General features: G+C 37.4%; 14 protein-coding genes. 8 read left to right on the top strand and 6 right to left on the bottom strand.

Annotated elements, in window-relative coordinates; genetic code table 11:
• Positions 1-485: 485 nt before the first annotated feature.
• From ACKTTZ_RS18855 to ACKTTZ_RS18830, 6 genes are all read right to left on the bottom strand, one after another.
• Complete coding sequence (locus ACKTTZ_RS18855; RefSeq protein ID WP_114821905.1) at positions 486-1,925, bottom strand: glycoside hydrolase family 30 beta sandwich domain-containing protein; 1,440 nt, start codon at positions 1,923-1,925, stop codon at positions 486-488.
• Positions 1,926-1,966: 41 nt separating this feature from the next.
• Positions 1,967-2,776, bottom strand: coding sequence for a family 16 glycosylhydrolase (locus tag ACKTTZ_RS18850; RefSeq protein WP_034698438.1), 810 nt, complete (start codon positions 2,774-2,776; stop codon positions 1,967-1,969).
• An 83-nt stretch (positions 2,777-2,859) separates the two neighbouring features.
• A complete protein-coding gene (gene bglX, locus ACKTTZ_RS18845; RefSeq protein ID WP_407846331.1) occupies positions 2,860-5,082 on the bottom strand; it encodes a beta-glucosidase BglX in 2,223 nt (740 codons plus the stop codon).
• A gap of 9 nt (positions 5,083-5,091) precedes the next feature.
• Positions 5,092-6,516 carry a glycoside hydrolase family 30 protein gene (locus ACKTTZ_RS18840; protein ID WP_407846330.1) on the bottom strand — a complete coding sequence of 475 codons (1,425 nt, stop codon included), beginning with the start codon at positions 6,514-6,516 and terminating at the stop codon, positions 5,092-5,094.
• 3 nt (positions 6,517-6,519) lie between these two features.
• Positions 6,520-8,079 (bottom strand): RagB/SusD family nutrient uptake outer membrane protein, encoded by a 1,560-nt coding sequence (locus ACKTTZ_RS18835; RefSeq protein WP_034698861.1) that lies wholly within the window; start codon positions 8,077-8,079, stop codon positions 6,520-6,522.
• Positions 8,080-8,090: 11 nt separating this feature from the next.
• On the bottom strand, positions 8,091-11,012 hold the full coding sequence (locus ACKTTZ_RS18830; protein ID WP_034698446.1) for a TonB-dependent receptor: 2,922 nt from the start codon (positions 11,010-11,012) through the stop codon (positions 8,091-8,093).
• 176 nt (positions 11,013-11,188) lie between these two features.
• Between ACKTTZ_RS18830 and ACKTTZ_RS18825 the strand changes: the two genes are divergently transcribed.
• From ACKTTZ_RS18825 to ACKTTZ_RS18790, 8 genes are all read left to right on the top strand, one after another.
• Positions 11,189-12,373, top strand: a complete 1,185-nt coding sequence (locus ACKTTZ_RS18825) for an MFS transporter (protein WP_081906514.1) — start codon at positions 11,189-11,191, stop codon at positions 12,371-12,373.
• Between the two features lie 16 nt (positions 12,374-12,389).
• On the top strand, positions 12,390-13,178 hold the full coding sequence (locus tag ACKTTZ_RS18820; RefSeq protein WP_051934549.1) for an NrtR DNA-binding winged helix domain-containing protein: 789 nt from the start codon (positions 12,390-12,392) through the stop codon (positions 13,176-13,178).
• A 128-nt stretch (positions 13,179-13,306) separates the two neighbouring features.
• Positions 13,307-14,485 (top strand): acyl-CoA dehydrogenase family protein, encoded by a 1,179-nt coding sequence (locus tag ACKTTZ_RS18815; RefSeq protein ID WP_034698448.1) that lies wholly within the window; start codon positions 13,307-13,309, stop codon positions 14,483-14,485.
• A gap of 159 nt (positions 14,486-14,644) precedes the next feature.
• A complete protein-coding gene (locus ACKTTZ_RS18810; protein ID WP_407846329.1) occupies positions 14,645-16,603 on the top strand; it encodes a T9SS type A sorting domain-containing protein in 1,959 nt (652 codons plus the stop codon).
• 301 nt (positions 16,604-16,904) lie between these two features.
• Positions 16,905-19,700, top strand: a complete 2,796-nt coding sequence (locus ACKTTZ_RS18805; protein WP_407846328.1) for a TonB-dependent receptor plug domain-containing protein — start codon at positions 16,905-16,907, stop codon at positions 19,698-19,700.
• A 21-nt stretch (positions 19,701-19,721) separates the two neighbouring features.
• Positions 19,722-20,942 carry a DUF4876 domain-containing protein gene (locus ACKTTZ_RS18800; protein ID WP_034698463.1) on the top strand — a complete coding sequence of 407 codons (1,221 nt, stop codon included), beginning with the start codon at positions 19,722-19,724 and terminating at the stop codon, positions 20,940-20,942.
• Between the two features lies 1 nt (position 20,943).
• On the top strand, positions 20,944-22,458 hold the full coding sequence (locus ACKTTZ_RS18795; protein WP_034698466.1) for a DUF6850 family outer membrane beta-barrel protein: 1,515 nt from the start codon (positions 20,944-20,946) through the stop codon (positions 22,456-22,458).
• A gap of 7 nt (positions 22,459-22,465) precedes the next feature.
• Entirely contained in the window at positions 22,466-23,605 is a 1,140-nt protein-coding gene (locus tag ACKTTZ_RS18790) for a cytochrome-c peroxidase (protein ID WP_407849187.1), read from the top strand.
• Positions 23,606-23,664 lie beyond the last annotated feature (59 nt).

Genomic DNA, 23,664 nt, shown 5'->3' with positions numbered 1-23,664 from the left:
ATGCGCCCCATTACTGTCCGATAAAAAGTATAAATACATTGAAAATATTAATATTTAAGCTATGAATTAACAGGTCGCTCCTCCGGAGCTTTATTTTATGGGGATTTCATTTTTCTACTAACAGTAGATCCCGATGGGATCAAATTTAGCTCCAATGGGAGCTGACTGTTAATAGAACGTATTTGTTTTAAAATTAGAGCTCCGGAGGAGCGACCTGTTAATTCTATTTAAATTTTATCGAACAAGAATGGTTTTATATATAAAGTGTCAGATCTAAGGTTCATTCAAGACATTTATATGACCCTCAAAATCTCCTAAATTCTATTTCTTTATAACAAACAAGAGGCTGCCAAAACTTTTTGGACAGTCTCTTGCTGTTGTTGTAATCACGGTGAATCTCCTTTATTTTAATTTTGGTAAAGTAAATCCGGCGGCCTCGAAGAGGCCGCCGGATCAGTCAAAAATAATATTAAATTAATATGAAATTATAAAATTACGGTCTGTATAGAGTGTGCAGGAGCATTCAGCTTAGCAGCCATTCCTTCTATCCATAGATTGGTTTCAATATCATTGTCCGAATCGTTCATGATAACGGTTACCAGCTGTCCGTTTTCATTCATAAAAGCAGAAGATGTAAGGGCAGCTCTGTTGGAAGAACTTCCAATTCTCTGGGCATTCGGCTTGATATATTTTGAAACATGTCCTATATAATAGTATTCATAGGTATAGAATACCTCTCCTGTTTTGGTGTCAGCAATAATTGGGGCAAAGCAGAAATTTCCTTTATGATTAGGTCCTCCGGTTTCATCCAATAGAATATTCCAGTCAGTCCATAATGCATTTCCTTTGTTGAAGTCGTTCAGCATATTTTTGCTGTACAGTTCTCCCAGGCTTACATCATAGATTTTATCCATATTGAACTGTTCTTTACATCCCTCGGTAAAAGCCAGGAATTTATCAGGAAAAGCTCTGTGTGTTTCTGCTAAATTGTCAAAAAGTTGGGTTTTGTTATTCCATGTTTCATACCAGTGATAACCGATACCATGGGCATATTTTGAGGTTTCAGGATCACTTAAAGTAGTCGTTGCTCTCTGATAGATCAAGTCTCTGTTATGATCCCAGATCATTACTTTTTTATCTTTATATCCGTTTTTCCAAAGGGTTGGTCCAAGGTTCTTTTTCAGGAACTCTCCTTCTTCTTCGGCAGTATAAATACATGATTCCCAGCTTTGGGTAGCCATGGGTTCGTTCTGCACCGTTAATCCCCAGATATTAATTCCTCTCTTTTCATATTCTTTGATGAATTTGATATAATAATCTGCCCACGTCTGGTAGTACTGATTTTCCAATCTTCCGCCTTTATACAAGCTTTTATTTGATTTCATCCATGCTGGTGGGCTCCATGGAGAGAAATAAAAGGTAAAATTATTACCAATGGCTTTCTGAGCTTCTTTAATCATTGGGATTTTATACTTTTCATCGTGAGCCACATTAAAGGTCTTTAACGAAGTATCATTATCCTCTACATAGGTATAAGAATCACTGGAAAAGTCACAGGAATTCATATTGGTACGAACTACTGTGTATCCCAATCCGTTTTTTCCGAAATAAGCATCCAGAATTTCTTTCTGCTTATTCTTTGGCATTTTATAAAAAGTTTCTGCGGAGGCGTCTGTAATAGCACCTCCTATTCCTATCAGTTTCTGATATTTAAAATGGGGAGCTACAAAAATACAGGCATCCGTTTCTTTAGGCTGCCCGAACTGTTCAAATGTAACGGCTCCTTTATCCACCATCTTCTCATTTGCTTTTGAGTTGGTAAGGACCACTTTAGCTGTTTTTCCTGCATTTTTTTTCCAATAATTCTGAGCATTGATATTGATGGCAATGCCTACTACAAAACAACTTACAATTAGTTTTCTCATGATTTTTTTCTGTTTTCGGACCCATTCGGCCCTCATTTTCATTATTTATTTTGATAAACTCTTACGTAATCTATATAATACTTCTGTGGAAAAACCGCATCATCAATGCCTTCTTTTCCACCCCAAAATCCTCCTACGGCAAGATTTAAAATGATAAAGTAAGGTCTGTCGAAAGGCCATGCTTCATTGTTTCTCTCTTTATTTTCGTAGGTGAAAAATTTCTTATCATCTATATAAACATCGATCTTTTCGGGAGTCCAGTCTGCTTTATAGACATGGAACTTTTCGCTTGCATCCTTTACAAACAATGTATCTGTTTTCTGTGTTCCCTGGATATGATTGTATTTTTTGGTATGAACGGAAGCATGGATATAGCCTTGGTGATAGCCCACATGTTCCATGATATCCAGTTCACCATCATCCGGCCATTTCTTCATATTTTCGCTCATCATCCAAATGGCAGGCCAGGTTCCACGACCTTTGGGAAGCTTTGCTCTTACTTCTACTGTTCCATATTGAAAGGCAAATTTTCCTTTGGTTAAAAGTCTCGCAGAGGTATACTTACTGTTTTCCCGGTTTTCTTTTCTGGCTTCAATGATGAGATTTCCTTTCTCCATTCTGGCATTCTCAAGTCTGTTTTTGGTATAAAACTGAGCTTCTTCATTTCCAAATCCGCTTCCTCCGGTATCATAATTCCATTTTAATGAATCCGGAAGCCCTTTGCCATTAAATTCATCACTCCAAATCAGTGTCCTGCCGGAATCAGGTTTGTGTGAAGCACAATTGAATACAGAAAGGAAGAAAGCTCCTGTTGCAAAAATTCTGATCAGATTTTTAGCTTTGAGATTCATATGTATTAGGTTTTAAGTTTTGGCTAAAGCCATTTTTCTGACGTTTTAATGAGCGGATTAAAACCCGTCCTATTGAATTGAATTTATTTTGTCCAGGTGATTCTTTTGGTCTGAACATTTTGAGAATCAGTTCCGATCATAATATCAAACTCTCCGCTTTCCCAGTCAAAATTCAGATTATCATCAAAGAATTTCAAATCTTCCGGTGTCAATTTAAAATCAACTTTTTTGCTTTCTCCTTTTTTGATAAATATTTTCTGGAAACCTTTCAGTTCTTTTATCGGTCTTACTACTTTTCCAAACAGATCTCTTATATAAAGCTGTACCACTTCTTCCCCGTCATATTTCCCTGTATTGGAAACAGTAACGCTGATATTCAAGGTCTGATTTCCTGTAAGGTTTGTGGAATTTAAAACCATATCAGAATATTTAAAATCTGTATAACTTAAACCATATCCAAACGGGTATTTTGGATCATTATCAAGATCTATATAGGCTGAAACATAGTTTCTGTCTGTATTATTTTTTGCCGGTCTTCCTGTATTATAATGATTGTAATACATAGGAATCTGACCTACAGTTCTTGGAAAAGTCATTGGAAGTTTCCCACCTGGATTTACAGAGCCAAATACCACATCTGCAATAGAGTTTCCTGCTTCTGTTCCCAACCACCATGTGTACATAATGGCAGGAATATTGTCTGATGCCCAGTTGAAAATCAAAGGTCGTCCGGCATTGATCATCAGAATGATGGGTTTACCTGTTTTGGCAATTTCTTTTAACAAATCTTCCTGAACGCCGGTAAAACCAATATTACTTCGGCTTTTGGCTTCTCCGCTCATCGCATGGCCTTCTCCCAATGTCATAATGACAACATCAGCTTTTTTTGCCGTTTCAATGGCTTCAGCAAACTGACTTTTATCCTGATCGTCAACATTGCACCCTTTTGCATATAATAAAGTAGAGTTTTTATCCAGCTGGTTTTTAATTCCGTCAAATTGTGAAACGATTCTTTGATTATCATCTTTGAACGCAACAGACCAGAAACCATGATTAGCTACCGTTTCTTTACCGAAAGGGCCAATCAGAGCAACTGTTTTTGTAGTTTTTGAAAGCGGAAGAATATTTCCCTGGTTTTTAAGAAGAACAATACTTTTTGAACCGAATTCTCTTCCGAATTTTCTGTTTTCCTGATTATCGGTCTGTTCTTTCTGTCTTTTCTCATTACTGAACCTGTAAGGATCATCGAAAAGTCCCATTTCAAATTTTTTGGTTAAAATTCTTCCCGTTGCATCATCTACCAGTTTAGGATCTACTTTTCCTTCTTTAACCAATTTGGGAAGTTCTGCCATATACACACGGCTTTCCATGTCCATATCACTTCCACCCTGTATTGCTTTTTCGGCTGCCTCAGTACCATCTTTAGCATAACCGTGAGGAACCATTTCTCCGATGCTTCCCCAGTCTGAAACGACAAAGCCTTTATAATTCCATTTTCCTTTTAAAAGGTTTCTCTGAATATATTGATTGGCTGTTGCAGGAATTCCGTTAATATCATTGAAAGAATTCATGAAAGTGGCCACTCCTGCTTCTGCTGCAGCTTTGAATGGGGGAAGATAAGTTTCATTCAATTGTCTGAGACTCATATCTACAGAATTGTAATCTCTTCCGCCTACAGCTGCTCCGTAGGCTGCAAAGTGTTTTGCACAGGCCATTACGGCATCAAGACTTCCCAAGCCTCGGCCCTGAAATCCTTTAATTCTTGCTAAACCTATTTTTGTTCCAAGATAAGTATCTTCTCCTGAACCTTCCATTACTCTTCCCCATCTAGGATCTCTGGCAATATCCACCATTGGCGCAAACGTCCAGTGAATACCGTAGGCTGCTGCTTCCGTTGCTGCAATCCTTTCTGATCTTTCTATCATAGCCAGATCCCAACTTGCTGCCTGTCCAAGATTGACAGGGAATGTGGTACGATAGCCATGGATAACGTCCTGCCCGAACAATAAAGGAATTTTCAGCCTTGACTGCATAGCCAGTTTCTGGAAAGCTCTGGTTTCTTCAGAACCTGCTACATTCAGCATGGAACCTACCTTTCCTTTTTTAATTTCTTCTAAAACAGCAGCCGAATTGGAGTGCTGTGGTCCTGTGGCATATTCAAAACCACTGTATTGAACCATCTGCCCTACTTTTTCTTCCAAAGTCATTTTAGACAATAGCTCTGCTACTTTCTGATCAATGGTCTTTTGTCCGTAAGCATTCAATCCCAATGCAGAAAATGCCAGTAAGAAATAAACTCTTTTCATAGTATAAAATTAAAAAATATAGGTTGCTGTAGAACGTCCTGAAATTGTTACTGCAGCAGTTTTGCCGGCAAATTTAATATTAAAATTCTCATCTGCCTGATTATCGTTCTGTACAATTAAAACTATTTTCCCAAATTGAGTCTTAAAAGCAGCCGTTGAAAGTTGATCCGTCTGCGTGGAAGCGATGCGCTGAGAACCTGCAGGGATAAATTTTGAGGCGTGTGCAATAATATAATAGGACACATTTCTGGTGAAATTCTCACTGTCGGAAACGGTTATAGCTCCTTTACATTCTGTACATCCGCCATCTGTATGAGGGGCAAATTTCGGATCGTTGGCAAGATTCCATTCCAGAGCTGTTTTACTCCAGTTTCTCATGGAACCTATGATTACATTTTTCGTATGCCAGTTCAGATCTTCGGTAAAAGTTCCTTTTGAACCTGTCCACTGCTCGGTAAAATATAAGTTTTTATCAGGGAAAGCATCATGTACTGTACTTAATGCAGAGATATCTCCTTCATACAAATGAAAAGCAGATCCGTCTATGTACTGATTGGCTCCGGAATCTTTTAAAATATTGATCGCATATTCAGGTTTGTTGCAATTGTGATCATATACAACAATTTTAGTAGTGATTCCGTTGGCTTTAAAAACCGGACCAAGATGGTTCTTAATAAAGTTTCCCTGTTGTTCAGACGGCATATACAAACTTGGATTATTTCCAGGATGTAAAGGTTCATTCTGAGGAGTTACAGCATCAATGGTGATCCCTTCTTTTTTCATTCCCTGAATATATTTTACAAAATATTGAGCGTATGTTCCATAGAATTCAGGTTTTAAACTTCCTCCTTTTGACTTTCCATTGTCCTTCATCCAAACCGGAGCAGACCATGGAGCGGCAATGATTTTAATAGAAGGATTGATCGCCAGAATCTCTTTCAGCATACCAATCAAAGCTTTGTCTTTTGCAAGACTGAATTTTGAAAGCGAAGGATCAGTAAGCCCTTCAGGAAGATCATCATATGAAAACACTTCACCATCGAGATCAGATGCGCCTATGCTTAATCTTAAATAACTGATGGAGATTGAATTTTTATTTTTTCCAAAAAGTTCGTGAAGCAGTGCTTTTCTTTTGGAAGGCGACAACCGGTTGATTACCTCAACACTTCCTCCTGTTAATGTATAGCCAAAGCCGTCAACATATTGAAACTTTTGAGAGTCATCAATTTCAATATTCTGAAAGCTGTTGGCATTATTTACAAATTTAACGGAAGTCTGCTGCTGTAATTTTACGCTTGCATCACCTTTTGTAAGCCAGTACTGTACTTCGTTTCCTTTATTGGAAGCCACTAAGGTACATGATAAAGGAAAAAGGGCCACACCACTAAGTAGTGCGGCACCTCTAAAGAAACTATATAAGTTGTGAAACTTCATATTTTAGTAACCAGGATTTTGTTTTAAAGCTGTATTCGGCAATTCGTTGAACGGAATGGGAAGAATTTCATTTTTATTGGCCTTAAACCCTTTGAATGCAAGTACTGATGGAGCATCTCCCCATCTTACAAGGTCGAACCATCTGTGCCCTTCTCCTGCAAGCTCTCTTCTTCTTTCATCTTTAATAGCCTGTAAAGAAACAGGAACTGATGCTAAACCGACTCTTGCTCTTACTGCATCTAATAAAGCCTGAGCTCTTGCTCCTGAAGCTCCTAAAGCTTCAGCTTCCATCAGATAAGTATCTGCTAATCTTATTGCAATATAATTTTGTCTGAAATTAAGCTCAGGAGGCCCTGGAAGTGATGTTTTTAAGGCGTTTGTAGGTAAATACTTGTTGAGGAAGTATCCGGTATCTGCAAAAGCAGGAGCATAAGTAACCTTACCCTCTGTCACTAGTTTTTTTGCATTGAAAACTGTAACGTTCAGTCTTGGATCATCCTGCATAAAAGTGACAAAGTTCTCTGTTACGGTATTAAATGCCCAGCCTGAATAAATATCAGGTGCATTATTATTCAGGATATTTTTTAATGAATAAGAACGAGGTCCTACCATTACGTTGATAGAGTTTCCTTCATCTTTTCCCTGCCCCCAGAATCCCCAGTCAGAGCTTCCTTTATTGGTATGCATTACTTCAAGGATAGATTCTGATAAGAATTTATATTTATTTGGATCCTGGTCAGTTTCCAAGGCAACTTTAAATAAATCAGCATAATTTGCCACAAGTTTGTAGCCATACTGACTGGTTCCTCCTGGCGTACCATTTACTTCAGCAAATTGTGCGGCGGCCTGGGGCATTTTTTTATCATAAAGATAAATTTTACCTAGTATAGCTCTGGCCGTTCCCTGCGTTATTCTCCCCTTATCACTGATACTTGGTGTCATCATGAGGTCTGGAATAGCTGCAACGATATCGCTTTCTATCTGTGTATAAACATCACTTGGCTTGGCCTGTGGAACGTTCCAATAATTATCATCAAACTTTATTGTATTAAGAATCAAAGGAATATTCCCAAACATTCTTAGTAATTCAAAATAATATAAAGAACGAAGAACTTTAGCTTCTGCAATATATCTTTTTTTAAGGTCCTCATTCATATTTGCCCCCGGAACTCTTTCTATCAAAAGATTAGCCCGTGCAACTCCCTGATAGTAATCCCTCCAGTAGCTGGCAGGCATTGTATTGGCATTGATCATATAGTTATTCATTCCCTGAATACCCGCTCCGTCATTGGAATTTCCCCCACCGGAATAAAAATCATCAGACCCTGCATTAAAGAAAGTAACGGTATTTTCAAATCCAGCCGAATATTTTCTTAAAGGATCATATACGGAAATCAATGCACTGAAAGACTGTTGCTCATTCTGAAAATACAAATCTGTATTAAAAGATCCTGAATTCTTTACATCATCCAGATAGGAATCACTACAACCGATATTGGTAAAACTCAGACCTGTCAGTAATACTACGGCAAGTCCTTTATATATTAAATTCTTATTTTTCATTTTGTTGGTCATTAAAATTGAATATTAGCTCCTATAAGGAATGTTCTGGCTTGTGGATAGTAAGCCCTGTCTACACCGATAATGTCCTGTTCAGAATTATTTCTTCCTGCAATTTCCGGATCATATCCTGTATACTTTGTAAAAGTAACCAGGTTTTCTCCTGTGATGTACAGTCTTACCTTGCTCATTCCAAAGCGTTTTGTAACATCCTGAGGAATGGTATATCCTAGCTGAACAATTTTCAGACGCACATAATCTCCTTTCTGAAGGTAGTAGTTAGACATCCATGAATAGTTGTGGTTAGAATCATTGCGGGTAAGTCTTGGATTATCATTGGTAGATCCTTCACCTGTCCATCTGTCTAGGATTCTTGTTTGGTAATTCGCATCAGGAATATCTAATCTTCTTAACCCCTGAAAAATCTTGTTACCAGCCTGTCCTTGCGCAAACATCATCAGATCAAAATTCTTATAGCTCATATTCACAGTAAGTCCAAAAGTATATTTTGGTATAGAGCTTCCTAAGTTTACTTTATCATTGTCGTCAATTTTACCATCTCCATTATTATCCTGCCAGATAAAGTCCCCAGGTTTTGCATCGGGTAATAATTTTACACCATTAGCATTTACATAATTGTCAATTTGTGCCTGATTCTGGAAAACCCCACTATAGGTCTGACCATAAAATGATCCGTAGGGCTGCCCTACTGCTACTCTGGATACCGCTCCCATAGTCTGGAAAGAAGCCAGATTGAAGTATTCAATATCATCCTCCAATCTAAGAACTTTGTTCTTTATAGTTGCGAAGTTACCATTAACCGAAATGCTGAAATCCTCCCAATTTTTCTTGTAGCCTAATTCAAGTTCAACACCTGAGTTTTCCATATCTCCTACATTTGCCCAAGGTGAAACAGGAACTCCTACATAACCTGGTATATTGATTTGTCTAAGAATATCGGTTGTTTTCTTTTTGTACCAGTCTGCTGTAAGGGTAAAATTGTTGAATAATTTCAAATCTGCAGCAATATTCAGCTGGCTTGTCTGTTCCCACTTCAAATTAGGGTTTTCCAGAGTACTTTTTGCATACCCAATGATAATATTATTACTGGAGTTGGTATAATTGCTACCGGAAACCATGAAACTTGCAAATCTGAAGTTATCCATTTCGTCATTCCCTAACACTCCGTAACCTCCTCTTAATTTTAAATTATTAACGACATTATTCTCTGGCCAGAAGTTTTCTTTATGAACATTCCACCCTAATGACATAGATGGGAAAGTTCCCCAGTGTTGATTGGTAGCAAATTTTGAAGAACCATCTCTACGGATTGTTCCTGTAAATAAGTATTTATCTGCGTAATCATAAATGATTCTACCAAAATAAGATGCTTTTCGGGTCTCGATCCCATCCCATCCTTTTGCTGTAATATTTTCCCTGGGAATATCAAAGTTGAAGGAAGCATCCTGCCAGTTATCAATAGGAAGGTTACTGTAGGTCAAACTGGCACCGCCCGCAATGTTGTATCGGTAAACACCCTGCCCAACCATAATATTGATGTTGTGATCACCAAACTTATTCTGATAGGTCAATGTATTTTCCATGCTCCATTCAAACTTATTTTCGTCCACCTTATTCAGACTGTTAAAACCGGTATTATTAAAATTTGGGCTTAAATAATATTTCGGTGTAAAGGAGCGGCTTCCCCAATAGGATTTCTTACCATTTAAACTTGTTTTGAAAGTGAAGTGATCAAGAAATTTAAGCTCTGCAAAAACATTCCCCACAAAATCATCAGACCAATTATAATTGCCTTGCTGTATGTGACGGAAAGCCTGCGGATTGGTCATCTCGTTATTTACATATGGGGAAATTCCGTAAGGTCGTCCCTCAGAATCACGGATGATATAAGGATTACTATAACCGTTCGAATCTACCATTGACCAGTCTGTCACGACAACCGGAGTGATAGGATCCAGGTTAACAGCTGAAGCTAAAGGCCCTCCAAATTCTTCGTTTGCACTTACTCCCTGAGATTTCACATGGGTATAGGCAAAGGTTTGCCCTATGGTCAGGTAGTCTGTAACTTTATGGGTTGAGTTGAATCTGGCATTGATTCTTTTGTAGTATGAAATATCACTCAATACAATACCAGACTGATCAAAATATCCGAATGATGTATAGTAGGTTGATTTTTCATTACCACCTGTAATGCTTACTTCATGAGATGATTTTTCACCTGTTCCGAAAATAGCATCCTGCCAGTTCGTTCCTTTTCCAAATGATTCCGGATTAGTAAATCTGGGAGCTTGTCCATCATTAACAAAGCCTTCATTGATAATTTTAGCATATTGCGTAGCATCTAGGAGATCCAGTTTTTTCGAAGCATTTGAAAAACCGTAAAACCCATTATACGAAAGAGTCAGTTTTCCTTTTTTTCCTTTTTTGGTTGTAACCAGAATTACTCCTTTGGCAGCGGAAACTCCGTAGATGGCAGATGAAGCACCGTCTTTTAGGACTTCAATACTTTCTATATCCGACTGGTTAAGCCATCCGATATTATCCACCACAATACCGTCTACTACCCATAACGGACTGTTACTTCCCGCTCCAAAACTGGTAATTCCTCTTACACGTACTGTAGCAGCAGCACCAGGTTGTCCTGAATTGGTCACTACAGAAACCCCGGCAGCTCTTCCCTGTAAAACCTGTTCCGGCTTACCAGACGGAATATTTTCTATGTCGCTGGCTTTAATACTCGCAATAGCTCCTGTTACGTTACTCTTTTTCTGAGTTCCATAACCGATGACTACCACTTCGTCTATTTTGTTTTCTTTCGCAAGTGTGTCCTTCGCCTTGGTGGTCTGGGCACTGAAGTTGGCCGTAAAATAGAGGACGGCAACCACTCCTACGCTTCTTGATATTCTTACATTCATATACAGTTATTGTTTAATTCTCAAATTGAGACAATAAAAATATATTTTTTTTTAATTAATTAACATTCTATTCATAAATATTTTAATTTTTCTTTTATTTTTCAGGGTTAGAAGCCCTATCTTCGCATCAATATTTCATAAAATATCATAAAAAATTAATAAAGTTATCTCCCAAAATGATCGTCAAGCCATCCAAAATTTCCCTTCCATTAAAACTTACCTTTCTCATTTTTTCAATGGTTTTGAACTGTATGGGATTGGTGATTCTGCAATTGTCAGAAGAGAAAATCACCTATGGAGAACTGGGTCTTTTAGAATCTTTTAAAGATCTACCTATTGCTTTTATTTCGCTTTTTGCAGTGAGCTTTATCAACAAAACTGGTCCTAAAAAAGCATTGATTCTGGCTCTGGCCATTGTTGGATTCTGTTCCTGCCTTCTTCCTTTTGTAAAGGTTTTCTGGTTTTATAAATTGTGGTTTGCCATTATAGGAGCCTGCTTCGCGATTGGAAAAATCTGTGTTTTTGGGATTATAAGGAATAATATTTCGGATGAAAAATCCCTGGCGAAGACCATGAATAATGTAGAAGCCTCTTTTATGATCGGAATTTTCGTAGTAAATACCGGTTTTGGATGGGTAATCTCCAGCCAGTATTCGGAATTCTGGAAGTTTGGGTTCTTATTGATTGCTTTATTATCTGTGTTGACTATTTTTCTGCTTTCGAAGATAGAAATAGTAGAGTCCAAGCCTATGGAAAGCAAGAGTATCCTCTCAGAACTATCAGGGTTTACCACACCAGCAGTAGCTTTGTTTTTAGGAGTAGTCTTTTTTATCGTCTTCGTGGAACAAGGATTCAATTCATGGCTTCCTTCTTTTTATAAAAACCATCTGAAGGTCAATTCATTTTTTGCACTTCAGGCCACATCATTTCTATCCATTTTTTCTTATGCCGGGCGAACGGTTACTGCCAATATTATCAAAAGGTTTTCATTACCCAGGTATTATATTACTTGCATGACTTTGATAATCACCTTACTGATCATTATACTGGGCATACAGTACTTTGACTCTGAAGATTCCAGGTTCTTACTTTTTTTATTTCCGGTTATTGGCTTGTTTCTTTCACCCCTCTACCCCGTGATCAATTCAAGAATGATTGCTCAGGTGGATAAAGATAAGATTAATCTTTTCACCTCTCTTATTGTTATATTTTCTTCCCTGGGTAGCTCTGTAAGCTCTATTATTATGGCTGTTTTGTTTGAAAAACAATTGTTAAATTATTATCCATTATACATCTTATCTTCTGTAATTCTGCTATTTGTGATTAGTTTTGTATATTTTACTGTCACAAATAGAAAATAGTTTTATTTTTACTGCCATGAAAATCAAAGACACAAAAAGTAAAGAAACGCTACAGGAACTCATTGACACGAAAGATTTCGTAGCGCATATTTCTGTTGACTGCACCATATTCGGCTTTCATAATAACATTCTGAAAGTTTTGCTTTTAAAATATCATGATCTGGATCTATGGTCACTTCCAGGTGGTTTTGTTTTCAATGACGAAGACCTTAGAGAAGCTGCTGAAAGGGTATTGTTTGAAAGAACACATCTTAAAGGATTATTTTTGAAACAATTTCATACCTTCGGAAGAATAGACCGTACAGAGAACAATGTACATCAGATTCTCCTTAAAAATAAAGGAATAACCGTTCCTGAAGATCACTGGATTTTCCAGCGGTTCGTTACAGTAGGATACTGCAGCCTTATCGATTTTTCACTAACGGACACTTTCCCTGATGCTTTCAATGAAAGCTGTGAATGGTTTGAAGTAAACAATCTTCCTAAAATGGCCTTCGACCATGACAGAATTATAGAGACAGGTCTTGAATATCTGAGAATGAATATCAATACAGAGGTTGCAGCAAGTAATCTTCTTCCGGAGAAATTTACTATGAAAGATCTTCAGGCTCTTTATGAAACTATTTTAGGACAGAAATTCAGAAGAAATAATTTTCAGCGAAAAATTTTAAGTTTAAATATTCTGGACAGAATGGAAAAACTGTATGACGGCTCGGCCAATAAAGCTCCTTATCTGTATAAATTTAAAACTGAAGTTCATAATTCTACCAATCAGTATCCTATCTCTAATGATGAGGAGTCATAAAAATATAAATTTAATTAAAATCATAAACAAAGTAGCAGTAGCCCTCTGAAAATCAATAGTAAAACAAGTTTTTAAAAAAATTTTCAAGACATCACGAAAAATGTTACTTTTAACCAAATCAAAAAATCATGTCATATTATCCTCTTACAAGCATCCCTGATTATTATGGAATTGATGCTTTACTTACTGAAGAACATAAACTAATCCGCCAATCTGTAAGAGACTGGGTGGAAAGTTTTGTAATGCCGCAGATAGATCAGGCCGCTCAAAATCATACAGATATTCCTAATCTTATGAGAGAATTGGGAAAAATCGGAGCACTGGGACCTTATATTCCGGTTGAGTATGGCGGTTCAGGATTAGACCAGATTTCTTATGGTCTGATTATGCAGGAGTTGGAAAGAGGAGATTCTGCAGTACGTTCTGCAGCTTCGGTACAGAGTTCATTGGTGATGTTCCCTATTAACGAATTCGGTTCTGAGGAACAGAAAAAGAAATATCTTCCAAAGCTTGCTGCCGGAGAAATGATTGGATCTTTTGGATTGACTGAGCCTAACCATGGTTCTGACCCAGGTTCAATGGAAACTTATTTTAAAGATATGGGCGATCATTATCTTTTAAATGGGGCGAAAATGTGGATCACCAACTCTCCTTTATGCGACATCGCTGTAGTATGGGCAAAAAATGAGGAAGGAAAAGTGCAGGGATTAATCGTTGAAAGAGGAATGGAAGGTTTCACCACTCCAGAAACTCACAATAAATGGAGCTTAAGAGCTTCCAAAACCGGAGAGCTGGTATTTAATGATGTAAAAGTTCCGAAAGAAAACCTTCTTCCAGGAGTAACAGGATTAAAAGGACCTCTATCATGTCTGAACTCTGCAAGATATGGAATTTCATGGGGAGTAATTGGTGCTGCTATTGACTGCCACTGTACTGCTGTTCAATATTCTAAAGAAAGAAAACAGTTTGGAAAACCAATTGGTTCTTACCAGCTTCAGCAGAAAAAACTGGCTGAATTCCTGACAGAGATTACAAAAGCTCAGTTATTATGTCTTCAGCTAGGAAATCTTAAAAATGCCCACAAAGCAACTCCTGCTCAGATCTCTATGGCTAAACGTAACAACGTACATATGGCTATTGAAATTGCCAGAGAATCCAGACAGATCCTTGGAGGTATGGGAATCATGGGTGAATTCCCGATGATGAGACACGCTGCAAACCTTGAATCTGTAATTACTTATGAAGGAACGCATGATGTTCACTTACTAATCACCGGATTGGATATTACAGGAATCAACGCTTTCTAAAAAAGATAAAAATATAAATAAAGAGTCTGGCCAATGGTCAGACTCTTTTATTTTACTCACTTTGCGGAGAATTGATATTCAATGAATAATTATTAATACTCTAAAGTTTTTGTGATTTTATTAAAATTATTACTTTAATACCACACAAAAACAAACAATATGAGAAAAATTACAACTTTTTTATTAAGTCTTACCGCACCATTTTACTTTGCCCAGCAGGCTGGTGATGTTGTAAGTGCCGAACAGAAACTGGATTTAACACCACAAGGAGTCATCAATTTTATCGCCAGTAATCTTGGTGATCAGAATGCTCCGGAATTTGCCAACTACCTGAACAGCTTCAATCTTGGGCTGAAAGGTTACAAAATCACCTATTACACCAAAAATGAAAACAATGTTCTTGTAAAAGCTACAGGATTATTGATGTACCCTAACGTACCCTTCAAACTCTCAACAGTAGTATCCGATCATGGAACAACAGACAGCAGAAATAATGTTCCGTCTAATTTTAAAGGGGCTTTAACCGCAGGATTTGTTGTTGAATTATCTTATGTACTCAACGGATATATTTTGATGGCTCCCGACTACGTAGGGATGGGAACTGGAGATGGCGTTCACCCTTATGTAGATTATGCCACAGAGGCTGGTGCTACCATAGATTTTATAACCGCAGCGAATAAAGTATTGGCACAGCTGAATATTAAACGTTATGACGAATATTTCTTAGCCGGATATTCTCAAGGCGCTCATGCGGCGATGTCTACATTAAAAAGATTAAGTATTTCAAATCCCAATAATATAAAATTCAAATATGCCTACATGGGAGACGGACCTTATGATTTCTCCGGAGTCACGTTAAATAAAGGAGTCCTTGAAAAAGATATCTACCCTTTCACCTCATTCCTGGCCAATGTACTTCATACCTGCAACAATACAGGTTATAAAACCTATAATAATGACATTTCAGAAGTTATTTCTGCAGAATATCTTGACAAATACAACTATCACGTCGTTCAGGATAACGGAGGACTTTTGTGGGGGCCTGTAATATGGAGAAAGCTCTTTACCACCAACTTTGTAAATGATGTCACCAACAATCCTAATAACAAGTTAAGATTATGCATGAAACCTAAAGATGTGTATGACTGGTACAATAAAACTCCAATGACATTAGGGCATTCTACCGTAGATTTAGCTATTCCACCTGAAAATACTTCTAAAACTATTGATGTTCAGCGTGGATATTACCCATGGTGGGACCTGAATAAGTATAAACTGGATTCTTTTTACTGGGGACCACTGGGCCATGTGGGAGGAATTCTACCATTCACCTTAGCATCTAATGCCAAGTTCAATACTTTGAGGAGCGGCGGACTTCTTAATGAATGGGCTATTGCAGGATCAATCTTCGGTAAGCAATCGACAGAGAAAACTTCTGACAAGCCTACCCTTTTATCCTCACAGATAAAACCAGATTTAGGTAACATGCAGCTTGTTGAAATTACAGATTTCAATAAAGAAAAAGCACAGAGCAGAACAGCCAGCAACCAAAATTTATCAACTTTAAAAGACGGAGTTTATTTATTGAAAGTATCAGAAAACAATGAAAATAAAATAATTCCATACATCAAAAACACGCCTCAGGAAGTTTCCGAAAACGAAATTGTACAATCTGTGAATGCATCCGTTTTGCAATTAAAAGTAGATCAGGAAGAACTTACTGCTGTGAATATTTTTGATGAAAATAAAACCCTGATCAGAAGTATTTCGCAAAAACAATATCGTGAAGCCGGAGGAATCAATATTCAGGAGCTGGAAAACAAAAACTATACGTTTGAGGTTGTTACTCCTTACTACAACCTTCAGTTCAGTAAAGCGGTTGGAGGAACAATATCATCAGAAAATAACACTGATATTTACACTCAAAGACAACAAATTGTAGCTAAATCCGGCAATGATATTAAAAACATTAGTATTTACAGCATTTCCGGTGCTCTGATCGTTCAACAGGAAGTTAATAAACCAGTGTTTGAATCCAGAAACTTAGAATCAGGAGTATATCTTGTACAAGTCACACTTTCTAATGGAAAAACCATCAGCAAAAAAATAAAACTGTAAAAACAATCACTCTTCATATCTCATTTCAAGTTAATTTTGGCACTTCAGCAATGAAGTGCTTTTTTATGGATGAGCAATTACAATAACTCCACTAAAAATAATTGGAGATAAATTTCATTTTAAAATACTTAAAATTACACAATCCATTATTAACTATCATTTTACGACACCTATTTTAAACTTTTAGCAAAAATTATATTAAAATAACATAAATGATTCTTGTCATTTATTTTGAATTATTCTAAATAAAATTAGCAAACTTACATTGAGGACGCTACTTTTGCCGAAAGAATAATGCCAGATGGTACATCATGACTCCCGCTTTCCTTTGAGGCTTCGATTTTTCAGTTTTCTTATTTTTATCATTACGATGACAGCCGTAAAGGCACAAAACCTACAATTCACCATCACTTTTGAAATAAAAAGTCTTGATTCAAACTTAATAAATGACTCTGAAATCAAGATCTACAACGAAGAAAATTCCTATTCAGTTTCTACAAATGAAAAAGGAATAGCAGTAATTTCATTGATTCCCGGAAAATATAAAACAGAAGCCTGGAAAAATGGTGTTCAGGGGTATTCCGGTAAAATTTCTGTGACAAAAACTGAAACTTTCACCCTACTATTTCAGGAGAAATTGAATACCATTGAAGAAGTAGTGATTACCGCCAAAGAAGGAAAAGGGCTTACCTCTTCTTCCATCATTAACCAGCGGGCAATGCAGCATTTGCAGCCTTCAAGTTTTTCCGATCTTCTGGAGCTTCTTCCCGGCGGAAGATCCAATGATCCGGTTCTTAATCAGGCCAACAAAATCAGTCTCCGTGAAACCGGCAGGCCTGGTACTGATTACAATACTTCTTCCATGGGAACTACATTTTTGGTGAATGGTGCTCCTTTAAATTCTAATGCCAATCTTCAGTATTCCTATGATTTTTTAGACAAAACCAATAACGGACTGAAGCGAAGGCTTACTGTAAATAGTGGTGTAGATATGCGAACCATTTCTACAGATCAGATTGAAAGCGTGGAAGTTCTTCGTGGAATTCCTTCTGTAGTCTATGGAAATCTTATCTCAGGAATTGTAAAAATCACCAACAAATCCGGCTATACAAGATGGAAAGCAAGATTTAAAGCAGATGGCTACAGTAAGCTATTTGCTGTGAGCAAAGGTTTTGAAAACAAAGAAAAAGATCTGAAAATAAATACAGGTCTGGATTATCTGAATGCAAAGACCGACCCAAGAGACCGATTGGAAAGCTATAAAAGAATCACCGCCCATCTTGGTATCATTAAAGAAAAAAAATATGATCATGGAACGGCAAAATGGCAAAGTAATCTCAGTTATACAGGTTCTCTGGATGGTTCAAAATCTGATCCGGATATCGATTTGTCTGAACTCAATTCTTATGAAGTGAATACTCATTTCCTGAGTCTTTCCAATGTATTTAATTATACTAAAAACAAACCATCGTTCTACCGTTCCACAGAAATTCAGGCAACGGTTAACCAAAGATTTGACAAAATAAAACAAACCAAGTTTATCCAGCTTGAAAATGCAACGGCCTTTCCCCTATCCAGAATCGAAGGAGAATACGATGGCTACTACCCTGAAGCACGCTACATTTCAAATTATACAGTAGACGGAAAGCCTCTTGATCTTTTTGTCAAAATGATTAATAATTTTCAGCTTAAATCTCAATCGATGACGCATGAGTTCAATGCCGGATTCGACTGGCAAATGAGTAAAAACTGGGGAAAAGGACAATTATTTGACATCTACAGACCTATAGATCCTAAGGCAACCTTCAGACCGCGTGCGTATCGTGATATTCCTGCTTATATGACTTCTGCCCTGTTTCTGGAATCTATCAATTCTTTAAATGCAGGTCAACACAAGCTTACATTGGCTGTAGGACTCAGAGGAAACACCATGATGAATCTTCCTTCTTCCTTCAAAATGAACGGAAAGTGGTATGCCGATCCCAGAGCCAATTTTCAGTGGGAACTTCCCTCTTTTGACTTGATGGATAAGAAAGCAACTGTAGCACTTACATTAGGATATGGAAAACAAAGCCTGTTTCCGGATCTCAATCTTCTGTATCCGGAACTTATTTATAAAGACATTCAGCAGCTTAATTATTTCCACAACAATCCAGACTACAGAAGAATCAATTATAAAACACTGATTTACAATCCACAGAATCCGGATATAGAACCGGCTATGAATGAAAAACTTGAAGCAAGAGTTGATTTCAGTCTGGGAGCACATCAGCTGTCTGTGACGGTTTTCAAAGAAAATATGCGTAATGCATTCCGTTCTATGAATGAATATGCTCTGTATCAGTATAAAAAATATGATACTTCAGGACTGAATCATGATGCCATTACTTCTCCACCGGATGTGAATACACTTCCCTACCAGACAGTGAGTGAAAACTTTCTCTATACGACTCAGCGAAATGGCAGCAAAGTGGACAAAGAAGGGATTGAATTTCAATATTCTTCCAACAGAATTCCTGTGATCAATACAAGATTTACTTTAAACGGAGCCTGGTTCCGAACAAAATATGGAAACAGTCTGCCCGTATACAGAGGAAGAGATTTACTGATCAACGGAAGACCTTATCCTTATCTTGGATTGTATGAAGGGATGGAACCCAATTCGGTGAATGAGGTTTTGAATACCAATCTGATGCTGGATACTTATATTCCCCGTCTGGATCTTGTTTTTTCATCATCATTCCAGTTTTCCTGGTATTCTACAAGGCAAATTCTTCCTATGAGCGGTATTCCAAGTCATTATGTGGACCAGAATGGTACTGTTCTTCCCTATAACCCGGATTCAGTAAAAGGAACTATCCTGGAAAGTCTGATCATTGCTCAGAATGAGGATTTATACAATAGCACAAGAAGGCCTATGGAAATGAATCTCAATCTGAAAGTGACCAAAAGCTTCAGAAATAAAGCAGTTGTGGTCTCTATGTTTGCCAACCGATTATTCAGTTATTATACACCCTACAACATCAACGGATTTACCATCAACAGAAAAGGAGCTTACGATCCTTATTTCGGAATGGAAATCAATTTCAACTTATAAACAATTTCAATTCAATAAATTATGTTAAAACATGTATTAAGAACACTGTTCGTATTGTGTGCAGCTTTTGCCATTACAGCCTGTTCTTCGGATTCAAATGAAGCTCCGGAAGCAAAAACCTCCTTAAAGCTGGAACTTAAAGTAGTTCCTGACAATATTCAGGTTAAAGAATATAAAAACCTTTCGATCAGTTTCAAAGAGCTAAACTCAGGATTTACTATTACTCAGGAACTTAAAAACACCAACATTTTGCAGGTTGTTCTTCCTTCAGGAACGTATAACATTACTGCGGAAGGAAGCATTGTATATGGTGACAACTCCGGATCGGTAGAAGCTAAAGTTGCCGGTGTACAGAACGGAATCGTTATCAATGGTAATGAAACCAACAAAACGCTGGATCTTTCTTTGAAATCAGGGAACAGCAGCGATCTGATCTTAGAAGAGGTCTTCTTTACCGGAACAAAAACACCAGAGGGAGCCATGTATTTTGGTGATCAGTATTTTAAAATTACCAATAATACAGATAAGACCTTGTATGCAGATGGTATGCTGTTAATACAATCCAGCTTTATGACCAATGAAAAACAGGATTACAGCCCTAATATTATGGGAACTACTCTATCTGCGGGTGCCATCATCAGAATTCCGGGAAATGGAACCATGTATCCCGTAAAAGCTGGAGAATCCATTATTATTGCAGAAGACGCTATTAATCATAAAAATTTCAACCCTTCTTCCATTAATCTTTCCAATGCCAACTTCCAGATTTTCAAGGAAGACTCAGATGATATCGACAATCCTTCCGTTCCGAAAATGGTGAATGTTTTTGAAAAAATGGTGATTCATACCCAAGGATATTACGCTTATGCATTGGCACGTATGCCACAGGGAATAACTAATGAAGCATTGGTTGCTCAAAACTCTTATACTTACACTTATAACCTTACCATTAACGGTGATGTATATCCTATGGACGGAACCGCTGTTAAAATCCCCAATGAATGGATTACAGATGCTGTTAATTTAAGTGTACAGGATTCTTTCCAATGGCTGGTAACCTCACCTTCTTTGGATATGGGATGGACTTCTGTAACTACTTTTGACGGAGATAAAAACCGTTTCGGAAAAGCTGTCCGCAGAAAAGTGACAGGAAAAACAATAGATGGTAAAAATATCCTTAAAGATACCAACAACTCCACAACAGACTTTGAACATGGTGTAAAGCCATCTTTATTTAATTAAAATGAAATATTTTCTTTCCATATCTATCCTGCTCAGCTCCTTTTCAGGGATAAGAATGTATGCCCAGATCAATGATACTATCAAAGAGAAAGTACGTGAAGAATATAGTTTTGAAAGGCTTATTAAAAACAGTATTACCATTAATCCGGCCAGTTATTCCGGGGCGAGGAAGTACAGCAGTACAATTTTTAATGTATTGACAGAAAAAAGCAACACTCCCAACCACCTGCAACAAAAAGGAAAAGGAAAAAACTTATGGGGTGCGGAAGTGTACAGCTTACAGAAGCTCAATGATAAAACATCAGTTTGGGGAAATGCTTCTTACACACAAGGGAAAAATAAGCAGGTGGTATGGAATGAAAATTCAGATTATGATCTCATCTATCCTTATGTAGCAGCGGACAGTGTGGGTGGTGATATGAAATTTGAAAACTATAGCTTTTCAGGAGGATATTCCAGAAAAATAGATACTTACACTTTAGGAATTGCAGGAAGCTATCAGGCAACATTGAGTTACAGAGATATAGATCCGCGACCGAAAAATACAGCGGCTCATTTTTCTTTGGCAATGGGAGCTGACAAACTGATTCTGGAGAAGTTCAGAGTTGGAGCTTATGTAAATGCTGAAAAATATACTCAAAAACATTATCTGAGCTTTGTCAGCAATCAGGGATATCCTATGATTTATAATATGAGCGGACTGGGAAATTACAATGAATTGCTTTCCGGAAAACTTCGTCAGGCCTATTACGAAGGCTGGTCTTACGGAGGAGGTTTACAGATCTTTGAAGCAGACAATAGAAACTGGTATCTGAATATAGGTCTTAAAAAGTTTAATCTTGATAAATTATTGACAGAATATGCAGATCTGAATGCCTCAAAAATTGATGAACAACAGTTGACTTTTTCAGCCGGAAAATTCTTTGATTCAGGGAATACAGTCTGGGGAATTTCTGCAGAAGGAAACAGTACGGAAAGAAAAGGAACTGAAAACCTTTTCCTTAATGAGAACTCGAGAAATTATATCCAGATTGGAAGTGTGGAAAAATACAACCATAAGATCAGTACTATTATTTTCAAAGGACTTATACAGATGGGCAATGAAAAGACAAAATTGTCTTTGCTTCCCTTCTTTGGATGGGTTCAGGAAAAAGAAAAGTACAGCAGTCCACTATCAAGAATAGAATTAAGTAAGCTTATGTATGGAGCGGATTATCAGTGGTTGAAAACTTTCGGAAATCTACAGACATTGTCTGTTGTAGCCGGACTTTCAGCTACCAGTGTCTATCAAAAAGATGCGCTTTTCAACAATTCCGGAAAGCCTTCCATCAATACGATGCTTCAGGAAAATTATGCCTTTCAGTCTTCGGATTTCTGGCAGGCAAAACTTGATATTCACTTTCATTTCAACTTCCCTGTCGTGAAAAATGCTTTTGTAGGAGCTAAGATAATCTACAGTAATTTTAACAATGGCAGCAATACTTTGTTTGCTATCAGTATAGGAAGTATATTTTAAACACATGATGATAAAATTTTCAGATATTAAATTATTCGTTGTTCTTGGAGGAATTGCTCTATTCTTTATGCAGCATACTCTTCAACAATACAAAGTAGACTATGGAGAAACTATAGAACAATATAAAAGGTCTGTACAATACTGGCCCAAACCTACAGTGGATGCAGAGGTGAACTGGAAAGAATTTGAGGCCATAGAATGGGATTCCAATTATTATGATACACAGGAATTACCCGAAGTAATGCTTGGAAAAAAACTGTTTTTTGATCCCAAACTGTCACAATCCAGCCAGGTATCCTGCAGTAGCTGTCACAACCCTGAACTGGGCTGGGCAGACGGTCAGGAAGTGGCATTGGGAACTGATCATTTGCAGGGGAAAAGAAATACACAGTCGCTTTTCAATATTGCGGATCGCCAATCCTATTTCTGGGATGGAAGAGCTAAAACATTGGAAGAACAGCTTGTAGGGCCTATTTCTGCTCATAACGAAATGAATATGAAGCCGGAAAAGCTGGCCGGAAAACTTTCAAAGTTTAAAGAATACAAGAAGCTTTTCAAAGAAGTCTATCAAACTGATAAGATTACATTTGATAAAATCGCCAAAGCTCTGTCTACTTTCCAAAGGACAATCAGAAGCCAGCCCAGCAAACTTGATAAGTTCATTAAAGGCGATTATAAAGCCATGAGTGATAAGGAAATCTACGGGATGCATCTCTTCCGTACCAAAGCCAGATGCATGAATTGTCACTACGGAAAAAATCTTACAGACGAATCTTTTCACAACATAGGGCTTACCTATTACAAACGGGAATATGAGGATCTGGGTCTCTATCATATCACCAAGAATTCTGATGATACCGGTAAATTTAAAACCCCTTCGCTGAGAGATCTTGATTACACTGCTCCATGGATGCATAACGGACTGATGGATGACATGCACGGCGTTGTCAGTTTATACAACAGCGGCATGCAGATGATTAACCCTACTCCGGAAGAAAAGAAGGCTGATCCTAATTTTCCGGTCACAGATCATCTGATAAAACCTTTACATCTGAATGAGCAGGAAATAGATGCCATTGTTGCATTTTTAAAAAGTATGTCCGGAAGCTATTACAAAATGCCAAGACCGGAAATCCCAAGAAAATAGATATAAAAAAATAAATAATTGATCCTAAAACAGTAAATCCTTTTATCTAAACAAGCACT

Source organism: Chryseobacterium sp. KCF3-3 (assembly GCF_045865955.1).
In the GTDB taxonomy this organism is placed as follows: domain Bacteria; phylum Bacteroidota; class Bacteroidia; order Flavobacteriales; family Weeksellaceae; genus Chryseobacterium.
This window is presented reverse-complemented; position numbering and strand designations above follow the sequence as displayed.